13 protein-coding genes are annotated in these 12,069 nt (G+C 43.5%); 4 read left to right on the top strand and 9 right to left on the bottom strand.

The window, feature by feature from the left end; genetic code table 11:
• Positions 1–141: 141 nt before the first annotated feature.
• Positions 142–576 (top strand): hypothetical protein, encoded by a 435-nt coding sequence (locus FLA_RS28420; RefSeq protein ID WP_076376727.1) that lies wholly within the window; start codon positions 142–144, stop codon positions 574–576.
• Between the two features lie 100 nt (positions 577–676).
• Here the strand turns inward: FLA_RS28420 and FLA_RS28415 are convergent, their stop codons facing one another.
• The 6 genes from FLA_RS28415 to FLA_RS28390 are packed head-to-tail and all read right to left on the bottom strand — an operon-like array spanning position 677 to position 5,665.
• Positions 677–1,135 (bottom strand): DinB family protein, encoded by a 459-nt coding sequence (locus tag FLA_RS28415; RefSeq protein WP_076376725.1) that lies wholly within the window; start codon positions 1,133–1,135, stop codon positions 677–679.
• Positions 1,136–1,145: 10 nt separating this feature from the next.
• Positions 1,146–1,919, bottom strand: coding sequence for a TIGR02757 family protein (locus FLA_RS28410; protein ID WP_076376723.1), 774 nt, complete (start codon positions 1,917–1,919; stop codon positions 1,146–1,148).
• A gap of 2 nt (positions 1,920–1,921) precedes the next feature.
• Positions 1,922–3,061, bottom strand: coding sequence for a cystathionine gamma-synthase (locus tag FLA_RS28405; RefSeq protein ID WP_076376721.1), 1,140 nt, complete (start codon positions 3,059–3,061; stop codon positions 1,922–1,924).
• A 34-nt stretch (positions 3,062–3,095) separates the two neighbouring features.
• Entirely contained in the window at positions 3,096–3,650 is a 555-nt protein-coding gene (locus tag FLA_RS28400; RefSeq protein ID WP_084206055.1) for a DUF2911 domain-containing protein, read from the bottom strand.
• A 13-nt stretch (positions 3,651–3,663) separates the two neighbouring features.
• Positions 3,664–4,260, bottom strand: a complete 597-nt coding sequence (locus FLA_RS28395; RefSeq protein ID WP_076376717.1) for an acyl carrier protein phosphodiesterase — start codon at positions 4,258–4,260, stop codon at positions 3,664–3,666.
• 7 nt (positions 4,261–4,267) lie between these two features.
• On the bottom strand, positions 4,268–5,665 hold the full coding sequence (locus FLA_RS28390; RefSeq protein ID WP_076376715.1) for an alpha/beta hydrolase family protein: 1,398 nt from the start codon (positions 5,663–5,665) through the stop codon (positions 4,268–4,270).
• Positions 5,666–6,339: 674 nt separating this feature from the next.
• Here FLA_RS28390 and FLA_RS28385 point away from each other — a divergent pair.
• A complete protein-coding gene (locus FLA_RS28385) occupies positions 6,340–6,780 on the top strand; it encodes a hypothetical protein (RefSeq protein WP_076376713.1) in 441 nt (146 codons plus the stop codon).
• Between the two features lie 82 nt (positions 6,781–6,862).
• Here FLA_RS28385 and FLA_RS28380 read toward each other — a convergent pair whose 3' ends face one another.
• Entirely contained in the window at positions 6,863–8,164 is a 1,302-nt protein-coding gene (locus FLA_RS28380; RefSeq protein ID WP_076376711.1) for a hypothetical protein, read from the bottom strand.
• Between the two features lie 178 nt (positions 8,165–8,342).
• On the opposite strand from FLA_RS28380, the gene FLA_RS28375 reads away from it, so the two are divergent.
• Positions 8,343–9,320 carry a deoxyhypusine synthase family protein gene (locus FLA_RS28375; protein WP_231940347.1) on the top strand — a complete coding sequence of 326 codons (978 nt, stop codon included), beginning with the start codon at positions 8,343–8,345 and terminating at the stop codon, positions 9,318–9,320.
• 30 nt (positions 9,321–9,350) lie between these two features.
• Positions 9,351–9,890: a tetratricopeptide repeat protein gene (locus tag FLA_RS28370; RefSeq protein WP_076376707.1), complete on the top strand. Its 540-nt coding sequence runs from the start codon at positions 9,351–9,353 to the stop codon at positions 9,888–9,890.
• On the opposite strand, the gene FLA_RS28365 is transcribed toward FLA_RS28370, so the two are convergent.
• Positions 9,832–10,512 carry a CPBP family intramembrane glutamic endopeptidase gene (locus FLA_RS28365; RefSeq protein ID WP_076376705.1) on the bottom strand — a complete coding sequence of 227 codons (681 nt, stop codon included), beginning with the start codon at positions 10,510–10,512 and terminating at the stop codon, positions 9,832–9,834. The two genes, FLA_RS28370 and FLA_RS28365, sit on opposite strands and share 59 nt — an antisense overlap.
• A 7-nt stretch (positions 10,513–10,519) precedes the next feature.
• On the bottom strand, positions 10,520–12,058 hold the full coding sequence (locus FLA_RS28360; protein WP_076376703.1) for a M28 family peptidase: 1,539 nt from the start codon (positions 12,056–12,058) through the stop codon (positions 10,520–10,522).
• Between the last annotated feature and the right edge of the window lie 11 nt (positions 12,059–12,069).

Genomic DNA, 12,069 nt, shown 5'->3' with positions numbered 1-12,069 from the left:
ATATTATTAAATTATTTTCTATTGTTAGACGTAATGAAAACTGCAAAAAGCTGTCTTGCACAGGCCTGAATACCGTTCTACATTTGTATCGTTAAATAGATTCATCGCCACCCTAACAGGTAGCTCCTAAATAAAAAGATTATGAACACACAATCAAAAAGCAACGCAATAACAAAATTCTTAACAGCCGGTATAGTAGCGGTGTTATTGATCGTTGCCAATCCGTTTACCGGCAAAGCAAGCACTAATAACGAAAAAGGCAATACACGCATTGCTGACAACCAGGTATCTGTTCAGTACACTGGCACCAGCGACGAAGCGGTTACCTTTAAGGTACAGTTTGCAAATCCTGAAGCTCAAAAATTCACTTTAACTATTAAGAACGACGCTGGTGATGTTTTATACCGCGGTCATTTTAATAACGCCAACTTCAGCAAAACCATTCACCTGTTAAATGAAGATACTGAAATGAATCCTGTATTCATCATCAGCATGGGCGACCAGAAAATTGAACGTAGCTTCAACGTTAACAAAACCACCGGCACTACCGAAGAAGTGGTTGTTAACAAAATATAATTGATTTTTAGGTTTACTTTTAATCTGAGAACTGAGCCACGATTTTTCGTGGCTTTTTTATTGGCCCTCATTTACACACAGCTGTAACCTCTTCTTTCTGTTACACCAGGTGCTTTAATATCACTATCTGCCCAAGATGATAGTGGGCATGTTCTACCACACCATGCAGGTTTTTATAAAACGTAGTTTGCCCGTTGGCGGTAAGTTCAAACAGCCGTTCTTCCGGAAACTGTAAAATGCCTTCCGCCAATGCATGGGCCGACTGCCTGTTTTTATGCTGCAATTGCTGCCAGCCTTCTTCAGTAGTAATGCGTGGCATGTCAAACCCATTCGATTGCGGAATAGGCTCATAAATGTCCAGTAACCTTTGCAATACTACTTCGTTGTAAAAGGTAAGATGATGCAGCAGCATAGCAATGCTGTTGGGCGAAGCAATGGTAATGGAAATAGCTTCTTTGTAGGTTACGCCCTTTAATGTGTCTTTGATATTTACATCGGTCCAGTTATCGCCCAAATGCACATCCAGTACATGCTGGGCAATGTTTTTCAGCAAGCTCATACGCTAATGGTTAATGGTATTTTTCAATCACACCCAGGCCAAACAAGGCAAAATCATATTTAACCGGGTCTTTAGCATCTAAAGTTCGTAAATAACCGGTTAATTCCAATGCCGCCTGCCAATCCATTGTGGTACGGTGTAATAATTGAAAACGTTTGGCCACCCTGGCCACATGCAGGTCTACCGGGCAAATCAGCTGTGAGGGCTTCATGGTGCGCCATATGCCAAAATCCACCCCGTTTTTATCGCGCCTTACCATCCAGCGTAAAAACATGTTCAGGCGTTTACAATTGCTGCCTTTGTAGGGGGTAGCCACGTGTTTGCGTGTACGCAACGGAGCATCTTCCAGCGAAAAAAAATAATGATGAAAACCGGTAAGCATAGCTTCCACTTCAGTGCCCCAGCGGGTAAAAGCTGTTTCCAGGCTATCGTGCTGGTTATAGTGGTGCTGTAAAAACTCTACAAAATACAGTAAGTCGGTAGCGTTAAAAGTGCGGTGTTTAAACTCGGTTAAGCGCTTTAACCCATCCACACCAGGGTTCAGGCAAAACTCATGCGGGCTGTTGTCCATTAGCCCCATCAGTTCTTTCGACTTCTTAATAATGATGGTGCGGTTGCCCCAGGCAAATGTAGCGGCAAAAAAGGCCGCTATTTCTATATCCTGCTTTTTAGTAAAAAGGTGCGGAATACAAACAGGGTCGTCTTTTATAAACGATGGCTGATTGTACTGCGCAACCTTTCTATTGAAAAAATCTTTCAGCTTTTCCTGCGTGTTCTCTTCCATATTTATCCAATGGCCTGCTCCAGGTCTGCAATCAGGTCTTCCACATCTTCCACACCCACACTTAAACGGATAAGGCAGTCGCTTAAACCATTTTTCAGCCTTTCTTCACGTGGAATAGAAGCATGCGTCATGGTTGCCGGATGGTTGATCAACGATTCCACGCCACCCAGGCTTTCGGCCAGCGCAAATATTCTGGTAGAGGATAATACTTTATTAGCCGCTTCTATGCTGGTATCTTTTAATTCAAAGCTTAACATGCCACCGAAGTCGCGCATTTGCTTTTTAGCAATGTGGTAGTTCGGATGATCTTCAAAACCACACCAGTATACTTTGCCCACCTTCGGATGATTGCGCAGGTAACGCGCCACCTGCTCGCCATTCTCGCAATGACGCTGCATACGCAGGTGCAGGGTTTTAATACCACGTAACACAAGGAAGCAATCCTGCGGGCCTGGCACCGCTCCGCAACTTTTCTGAATAAAATATAACTGATCCCGCAGGGCAGTATCATTCATCATCAAAGCGCCCTGTATCACATCGCTATGGCCGCCCAAATATTTGGTGGCAGAATGCATTACTATATCTGCACCCAGGTCAAGCGGGTTTTGCAGGTAGGGCGATGCAAACGTATTATCTACACACAACAGAATACTGTGCTTTTGGGTAATAGCAGCAATAGCAGCAATGTCTACAATACTCATCAGCGGGTTGGTAGGCGTTTCGGTCCATACCAGTTTGGTGTTGCTATTGATAAAAGGCACAATGTTATCGGCCTGCTGCATATTCACATAGTGAAACTTAATACCAAACTTTTCAAACACTTTGGTAAACAGGCGGTAGGTGCCACCATACATATCGCTGGCTGCAATTACTTCATCACCGGGCTGCAACAGTTTTATCACGGCATCAGTAGCCGCTACACCGCTGCTAAAGGCCAGGCCATATTTACCGTTTTCAATTTCGGCAAAGGCTCTTTCCAGTGCAAAACGCGTAGGGTTTTGCGAACGGGCGTATTCATACCCCTGGTGCTGGCCCGGAGCGGTTTGTACAAAAGTAGAAGTTTGATAAATCGGCGTCATTACCGCACCGGTAGAAGGGTCTGGCTCTGCCCCGGCATGTATCAATTTAGTGGCAAGTTTCATTGTATCGGTTTTGCTGTATAAAACAGAATGGAATTTATAAAGTAATAGGCAGGCTTATCTTCTGGTTATCCCACATAACAATCAGGTTAGATCCGCCCTTCACATCTTCAAAGTAAATGGTAAGATACTCAATTACATCGTTCAGTTTCTGTACCGGAACATCGGCACGAAGGATATCTTTTTTAGGGTTCTGTAATAAACCCCAATAATCTTTCTCGGTGTTAATAGCCACCGTCCATTTGGTTTCGTTGCAAATGGCATACAGGGTATAACGGCCTTTAGGCACTGTTTTACCATATATTTTTACCGGGCGGAAAAATTCAACCTCAGTGGCTTCGTTGGCGCCCATACGCCAGATTTCGTTGTAGTGCACCAGCTCGCCAAATATTCTGCGGCCATTGCATTGAGGCCTGCTGTATAATACGCGGGCAACGGGCTGATCGGCTGCTTTACCATTCATTTTAAGAATAGGGTAATTCTGCGGCCAGTAATTGACATCCATTGGCGACTTATCTACATCCGTAGGCTTTTGTTGTGCCTGTGCATAAACAGACATGGCAGCCAGTAAGCACGCCATGAAAAATCTCATACTCATCTAAATACTATTTTTTGCAAAGATAAAGGTACTGTTCCCACGCAAAAGCCTTTAAAAGCGGAAAAAACTGCTGATAGCAAGCTTGTAAATGCTCGTAATTGTGTTCAAATGCTGTATAAGCAGCAGTGGCCGATTCGTCGTTTAAATAAGTGGCCCGATAACTAAGCCCCTTGAATGTATTTTGAATACCCCACCGGTAACGGTAATTAAACAACCAATCCTGCGAACTCATATATGTCAGCATCCGTGCAAAACGCTCAGGAACATATGTATACTGTTGTAACACAGCATATGTGTCGCTGCTAAATTGCTTCCATTCCCCCTCTGTACGTTCGGTGGTGTCCAGCGCCAGAAAATGATCATACACCACATCAATAAACGCTCCGGCATACAATCCTATTGCCGGTTTAAAAACCTTTTTTGCTTCTGCCGTAACCGCATGTTCATCTGTAAACTGGTCAATTGCCCGGTGCAGCACAATACCCTTTTGAATCTCTTCACTGTAAGTGAATTTCTGTTTCCCCTTCACAAAGTCGCTGATCATGTTTCCCAGCAAAATGTCCGGTTCATTAAACGATAAATGGGCGTGTGCGAGGTAGTTCATAAAGGGTTTATTTAACATGCCGGTTTAGCCACTGCACCACCGTATCCAGTGCTTCGGGAGCAAAGGTTTCCTCCAGTTCGGCATATTCGGCAAACGTACAGGACCGGCAATGCTGAAAGATATGATTCAATCCTTTCAGTTCCAGCACGTCATATACTTTTATCTTACTTTTCGCAATTGCTTCCCTGATTGGAGGGAGGTTTATGCCTGGCAGCACCTGAATGTCTTCACTTCCATTTAGCGCCAGGTATTTACAACTCAATTGTTCAATATAGGTAGATGGATTTGCCTTTAATAATGCCCGCATAGAAGGTGTGGAAAACACCTTAGACAGTTTTTGCGTAATGGCAATGGCCTGTTCTTCATTGCCCATGCCCAGCATCAACAGCACCGAATCGGGCACCGTGGCTTTCCATCGGCGGTAAGTAGCCAACGCTTCCTGGTTGATAGTAGCCGAGTCGCTGTGAATGGTTACCATATCGGCCAGTTGCAAAAAGAAACGGCGATAAGCACCCGCTGCTACAGCAGGCGCACCATTCTTAATTAATATAGCTTCGTTCTGGTTGGCCAGCAAAATAGAACCTTTAGCGCCCGGGCCGGCAAGTGTAATAATAAAGTGTACATCCATAGCACGTTTTACCCCTGCAATATCAGCAATATAACCTCCTTCACTATGCCCTATCAACCCTATCTTACCTGCGTTTACCTCCTTACGGGTTTTCAGGTAATCGATGGCAGCTTCCACATCGGCAGCCTGGTCTTCACTGGTAAGGTCTTGCACCTTGCCGGTGGTTTTGCCTATGCCCCGGTCGTCTACCCGTAATACCCCGTACCCGTTTTTGGTTAAATAGTCAGCCAGCACCGCAAAAGTTTTATGGCCCATCACTGTTTCATCACGGTCTTCCTGGCCACTACCGGTAATTAATATAGCAGTGGCAAATGGCCCACCTGTTTTAGGGCTGGTGAATGTGCCACCAAAACGAATGCTCTTGTCTGCATTATCATATTCTACATCTTCACTGTTATAGGTAAAAGGCGGTACCGGTGTTTGTGGCCGGCGAACAGCTGTTTTTTTAAAAGTAATAGGCAACAGGCTGGCCCCCTGCTTCCACGAGCCACTAATGGTAGTATCATTTACCAGCCTGCCTTTATAACTGGCTTTAATGTTATCCAATGTAACCTGCAAAGTGTCCTGTAAAAAAGTTACCTGCGACAGGGGAATACCAAAGGCCATCTGGTCAGGACTGTCGAAAGTACCCGTAAGGCTGTCCTGCTTTTGTACCAGGTTAAACACCAGGGTTATTTGTCCGCCAAATTTGCCAATCCATTTTCCAGGTAAAGAAGGTTGCTGGGCAAACAATCCGTTGCTTATTAACAAGGCTATGAATACTATGGTTTCTTTCATATGATTCTTACTTCGTTTTGAAATGCTTTAATCAAATACGACTACCTTATTAGATAGTATTCAAACAAATGTCTCAATAGTTTTTTACATGCGAACGAATACAATTTATTTATAACATGTACAATCTCCTCTAACTTTTCACTAAAAAACCTGGTTACAGGGTATATACTTATAATAATACACTCCATTATCCTCCATTCCTGCCTTTCATACCTGTTTTTTTGCCTTTATGTCCGGTTATAACAAAAAAATGAGCCTTTTTCTCATATATTTTTTTTCAATTCTTGTTTTTTAAATAATTATTACTAACTTTCCATCGCAAGCAACCAAACTACTGTTTCTGAAGCACATGAGAGGACTAAAACTACCTGTTTTATCATTCCTCACTTAACGAGTTTACCGCTCATCACATTTCATGATTGAATTACACCTTTTGTGATTTTTTTAAGGAATCACCGCCTTTGCACGCCCCATAAGCATTTCAGCATTTTTTAAGTTTCCTTTCAGCCCATTTTAATTACCGTTCATCACACCTGATGCCGTTCATCATACCAATGGTCACAATTCCTGCCAAAGCGTGTTCCTGCATTCTACTTTTGGGTCGTCAATTCAATCAGCAGGAAAGACAAACGAGAACATAGAAACTATCTATAAAAATTTTAACAAGAAAGACCATGAAAAAGTTATTATTCGCCGCAATGATGGTAATTGCTTTAGCAGCAAATGCCTTTGCAGATGGCAACACTGTAAATACTAAAGTGTTGAACCACTTTCAAACTCAGTTTGAAGGCGCATCCAACGTTCGTTGGAAAACAGGGGATTTATACGTAAAAGCTTCCTTTACCATGAACGAGCAGAAGATGGAAGCCTTTTACGATGCTGATGGTGAATTAATTGGTACCAGCTATGCAGTAGACTACAGCAAATTACCTGCCCGTGCTACTAAAAACATTGCTGAAAAATATGCAGCTTACCAGGTTACTGAAACTATTGAGTTCGACAACGTAAAAGACGGTTTAAACTATTACGTTTCAATGGTAAGCGCTACAAACAAAGTTGTATTACAGGTTAGCGCACAAGGTGAGGTTTCTGTTTTCAAGAAATCACGTATCTAGTGGTTGCACCCAGATAACAGTTTTTAGTTTTGTTGCAAATTGATTTTTATAAGGCGCCTGCTTCTGCGGGCGCCTTTTTTAGTTAATATCCATAGCCCCATTTATCTGTTCTTCGTTGTCCTGCAATTTTATAATCCATACGGTCCAGCGCTTTTTGAATCAGGGGCCTGTTTACATATAAGGAGTGCTGCCGGTAGTTCCAGTAGCCCAACCCCAAATGAAAAACAAAGCCCAGCGCCAGCATACCACCCAACATTCTTTTCACCAGCACCGGTTTCAGGCTTATCAGCCATTGGTAGCAGTAACATGAGTAAATAACCGGTAACGGCATCACTACATAAAAGGCATGTGATGAAGGGCCTATAATGGCAAATAAAAAACTCACATACACCATTAGCCAGGTAAACAACATCATCCACTTTACCTGCTTCCAGCCTTCTGTTGCTTTTACGGTAAAAAAGGAAATGATAAACAGGCCTACCTGCAAAAAACCCACCACCAGCAACACCAATGTAAACGGAATCATCCAGGGCAGGGCTTTTAAAGTATCAATCCTTTCCTGCGGTGCACCCAGCATATAAGGAATTTCATAACTGGCAAAACTCAGGTAACGCGCCAGCACCAGCACAATCTTAGATATATTGTCTGTGTTAACCATAATGTTGCTGATGGTTTTACCAGCCAACGCATCAGGATGCAGCAGCGTAGGTATTAAGGTAATTGCTCCTGCAAGCCAGCCGCCCAGGTATAGCAGGCCGCTTTTCAAAGCCGCAACACCACCCTCCTTTTTATAAGCGCCTATCCAGGCTACCGCCGTGTAAGGCATTAACAACACCCACGACATATGCAGCTGCATAATACAGGCAGTGCAAAAACCGGTTATCAGCCAGGCATGGGTGGGCTTTACCAGCTTATGTTCATACACCGGCAGCAATTCCAGTATGGATATAAAAAAGGGTATGGCAAACACCATTACATATGAGGGGTTGGTTACCCGTGTGGTAAAAAACAAGGCCCAGGGTGTGGTACAACAAAGAATCCACACAAACCATTGGGGTACCCCTGTAATACGCCGGGTAATGTACCAGGCCAGCAAGCCAATGCAACCAAAAGAAAACACATTTAATAACACAGTGGGCAATTCGGGAAGCCTGGCAATACAAAAAGCCGCCGCTATCAGCAGCCCCTGCAAACCACCTGCAATCTGTGTGTGGGTATACACTACATCCGGGCCGTAATAAGGCCAGGTATGTGTGGTAAAACTCTTTAATCCAATTAAATAGATCTGCAATTCATCTTCAAACCAGAATTCATTGCATAAGCCATAAAAAGTTCTGAAAAGGAAAAGGAATGCGAGCAACCCGTACAAGTGCTTTTTTTTCATAAAAAATAGAAAAGGATGTTGGATATGAAATAGTTATATCACTTGCTTTTTACAAGTGCGGCTAAAACTAGATGGCGTGCCAGGCAGGAAAATGTTATATGCTGCAAACGCTGTTGTTTAACAGACATCGATGGGTAAAACAGCTCAAATGGCTTACTTTTGCTCCCTAAAATTCTGAATGATGAGTAAAGGTCCTGTTTCGCAGTTTATACAGCACCACTACCGCCACTTTAACGGTGCAGCGCTGGTAGACGCAGCCAAAGGGTATGAAACACACCTGGCCGAAGGTGGTAAAATGATGGTAACCCTTGCCGGCGCAATGAGTACAGCAGAACTGGGTATTTCACTGGCCGAAATGATACGTCAGGATAAAATACAGATCATCAGCTGTACGGGAGCCAACCTGGAAGAAGATGTAATGAACCTGGTAGCACATAAAAGTTATAAACGCGTTCCTAATTACCGTGATCTTACTCCGCAGGATGAGTGGGATTTACTGGAAAATCACTACAACCGCGTTACCGATACCTGTATCCCCGAAGAAGAAGCTTTCCGCCGTTTGCAAAAGCACCTGGTAAAAGCATGGGAAGATGCAGAAGCAAAAGGTGAGCGCTATTTCCCACACGAGTTTTTATACCAGGTGGTATTAAGCGGCGAGCTGAAACAGTATTATGAAATTGATCCTAAAGACAGCTGGATTGTAGCTGCTGCAGAAAAGAATATTCCCATTGTAGTTCCGGGATGGGAAGACAGCACCACCGGTAACATCTTTGCCAGCTACGTAATTAAAGGTCAACTGAAAGCAAGCACTGTTAAAAACGGTATTGAATATATGGTTTGGCTGGCCGATTGGTACAGACAAAACAGCGGTGGTAAAGGTGTAGGCTTTTTCCAGATTGGCGGTGGTATTGCCGGCGATTTCCCGATTTGTGTGGTACCTATGATGTACCAGGATCTGGAATGGCATGATGTTCCTTTCTGGAGCTATTTCTGCCAGATCAGCGATTCTACTACTTCCTACGGTTCTTATTCCGGTGCCGTTCCTAACGAAAAAATCACCTGGGGCAAGCTGGATATCAACACGCCTAAGTTCATTGTAGAAAGTGATGCTACCATTGTAGCGCCGCTGATATTTGCCTACCTGCTGGGATGGTAATACTATAAACCACAGAGAGGAAACGTAACTATGACAACCAAAGTAGAAGAAATATACCTGGATGCCGAAGCGGATATCAGGAACAGTAATTATCATGATGCTTTTCAAAAACATGAAACCATCATATATGAAGAACCTGCATTCGCACCGGCGCATAATTCTATCGGCTGGTTGTATAAAACGCAGTTTGATAATTATGAAAAAGCAGAGCGGCATTTTATAACGGCCATGAGCTGTGACCCGTTATATCCGCATCCGTATTTTCACCTGGCCAGTTTGTACATTGACCTGGAGCGTATCAACGACCTGAAAAAGCACCTGGAAAAATGTTTACAGGTGGTAACGGTAGATAAAGCCTGGGTGCACTACCGTTATGGAATGGTAGAAGAGATGCAGGGCCGGTACGATAGTGCCATTAAGTTTTACCAGAAAGCTGTAGTGCATAGCTTTAATAACGAAAAGATTAAAGACTACCAGGCTGATATGGAACGTTGCAGAACCAAACAGGAAACTATTGAGGTAATGCGAATGGCAGAAGCTGGTGAGGATACATTGCCTGCAGGCAAATAAGAAAGTTGAATGTAAAATGAAATAGAACACCATACCACACGGTATGGTGTTTTTTTCGCAGGTAACCCAACCAAAGGCCCAGCGGAAACAACCATACCAAAGCAATAGAATTCAGGTGCATAATAGCAAAGATGGCAGCCGTAATCACTACTACCCGCACTTCATCGGTAGCAGCTGAAAAATACTGGTATAAAACACCTCTGAAAGCCAGTTCTTCAAACAATGCGGGTGTTAATGCTACAGAGTATACCATAACCACTTCGGGCGAAAAATACGAGCTCATATGACTGTAATAATCCACACCTACATTGCGCACTTTTACATGCAGCAGTGCAATTATATATTGGCTAACAAACCAGAAAGCAACAGCCAGCACTATCACCAGCAAAGCCGGGAACCAGCGCAACCCGTCTAAACGTAAAGCAGGCTGCAAAGCATGACGATTCATCCACACAAAAACCAGGGTAATGGCGGCCAGCAGCAACTCCATCCAAAACAGGTGCGTATAAGAATTAAACCAGTCAGTGTTTTTTATCAGCATGCACACAAAAAGATAAAGGGCGTAAAAAATAACGCCCCATCTTACCTGATAATTATTGAAAATATCTGCTCTTTCTTCCACGTTGTTTTTACTTAAGCGGAATATCCCTTTTCAACATATTCTCCCTGTTTACCATATCCCAGGCAGTAAAAAACACTAACCTGGCACGCTTCTCCATTGTGTTAAACAATATCTTATCCACGGTATCAGAAGGCTGATGATAATCATTATGAATACCATCAAAGTAGAAAATAATAGGCACCCCTTTACGGGCAAAGTTGTAGTGGTCCGAACGGTAGTAGATACGGTTAGGATCTTTAGGATCGTTAAACTTCCTGTCCAGCGTCAGCTTCACATAGTTTTTATTAATGCTGTCGGTGATAGGCGTTAAGTCAGAACTTAACTTGTCATCGCCCACTACATAAATATGTTTGGTGGAATCGGAGTTTTTATAAGCAGGGTCTAAACGGCCGATCATATCAATGTTCAAATCCACAGTTACACTATCCAGGTTTACGGTAGGATGGTCGGAAAAGAATTCACTTCCCCACAATCCTTTTTCTTCACCCGATACCGTCATAAACACCATAGAACGCCTGGGGGCATAGCCTTTTGCTTTGGCTGCCACAAAGGCTTCTGCCAGTTGCAATACGGTTACGGTTCCGGAACCATCATCATCAGCACCATAAAATATCTTATCGCCTCTTACGCCTAAATGGTCGTAATGGCCCGTAACAAAAACATACTCCTCTTTTTTATCTGTGCCGGGCAGTATACCAATTACGTTAGTGCTCGATAACAGTTTCGCTTCTCTTTTCAAAGAAACCTTCACATCTGTAGCAATGGTGGTGGATAAAGAATGACCGGTAGAGATCATCTCGTCTATATCAGTGGAAAATCCTTTTACTATCGTTTCCAGCACTTTGGCATTTACCGTAACAAGGTTGGCTCCTATGTTATTAGCTGTTCTGGCCTTGTTGTACATGCCACTTTTTACCTGTGGCGCTTTTAACATGGCTTGCTGGTAAAACAATACCAAAGCGGCGCCATGCTTGCGTGCATTGGCCAGCTTTACATATTGGTTGGCATTACGTGAATGCTTATCCGTTCCGGTAAGCAGGTAATTGCCGTTTTCCAGCTTAGGCTCGCCTTCTGCTATCAACACCAGTTTGCCTTTTACATCCAGGTCTTTATAGTCATCATAAATAGAATCGGTAATGCCATATCCGGCCAATACTATTTCTTTAAAAGAAACAGTGGTATCCGTTACACTTTGCAGGCCAATGGCAAAATCTTCACCAAAAACCAGGGGAGTGTTGTTGATGAGTAAAGAGCTGGCACTGAGTGTGTCAATGTATACCGGGAACGACTGCTGAAAGCTGTCTTTATTACCCGGCTGCAGGCCCAGCTGTTTAAAAATACCTTCAATATAAGTAGCCGCTCTACGCTGTCCGGCAGTAGCCGTTTCACGGCCTTCCATTTCGGCAGAGGCTACAATGGTGAGTTTTTCTTTTAAGCCAGCGGCAGTAACTGCCTTGGACATCTTTACTGCGGGTTTACTTTTTTGGGCTACACTGCCTGTTGCTATAGTACCCAGCAGCGCCAGCGTCATAAACAGTTTTTGCATGGATATCGATT

This window comes from Filimonas lacunae (genome assembly GCF_002355595.1).
GTDB lineage: Bacteria > Bacteroidota > Bacteroidia > Chitinophagales > Chitinophagaceae > Filimonas > Filimonas lacunae.
Note: the sequence above shows the minus strand (reverse complement) of the source record. Positions and strands in the feature narration are given on the sequence as shown.